The sequence below is a fragment of the Marinobacter sp. UBA5687 genome, from assembly GCF_002420325.1.
GTDB classification, from domain to species: domain Bacteria; phylum Pseudomonadota; class Gammaproteobacteria; order Pseudomonadales; family Oleiphilaceae; genus Marinobacter; species Marinobacter nauticus.
The window spans coordinates 1-692 of record NZ_DIHV01000045.1 but is presented as its reverse complement, the minus strand read 5'-3'; the positions used below and the strand labels follow the sequence as shown (position 1 = coordinate 692).

Annotated in this window: 1 pseudogene; it reads right to left on the bottom strand. The window is 54.9% G+C overall.

Annotated features, from left to right (window positions below):
• Positions 1-692: pseudogene (locus B3Y70_RS04795) on the bottom strand (TAT-dependent nitrous-oxide reductase); the annotation flags it as partial.

Below are 692 nucleotides of genomic sequence, written 5' to 3'. Positions count from 1 at the left end.
TCCTTCACCTTGAACTCGGTCATACCGTACTGAGGCGCAACGGAGGTCATGTAAACACGTACCTTGTTGCCATCACGGATGACCTTGTTGTCGGATTCCAGAGTCACACCGTCCTTCTCCGCCTGGGCACGACAGCTGGCGAAGTAGGGGTCGTTGCGCTCGTAGATCTTCTTGGTCTTGATCTGATCACGACGTACCAGGATACAGTCGTGCGGCTCGGCATAGGTCGGGCCATCGTGAACCAGTTTCATTTCCTCACCGGAAATATCGATCAGCTGATCGTTCTCCGGATGGAGCGGGCCAACCGGCAGGAAGCGGTCTTTCGAGAACTTGGACAGAACAACCAGCCATTTGCCATCAGCATCGCGGGATTCAGTCAGCGATGCGTGGTTGTGGCCCGGCTGATACTGCACGTCCAGCTTCTGACGGATGTAATTTACCTTGTCACCGTTGTAGTGCTTGATGGCATCGGCAATATTCCACTTGCACACCTGGCTGTCGATAAACAGCGTGGTGTAGGCATTGCCACGGCCGTCGAAGGTAGTGTGCAGGGGTCCGAGACCCAGCTCCGGCTCGGCCACGATGGTGTCGCGCAGTTCGATCTTGTCTTCGAACAGATCGTCCAGTTTATCAATGGCAATCACGGATACCGTTGGTGACAGCTTGCCGTTGGCAATGAAGTACTTGCCATC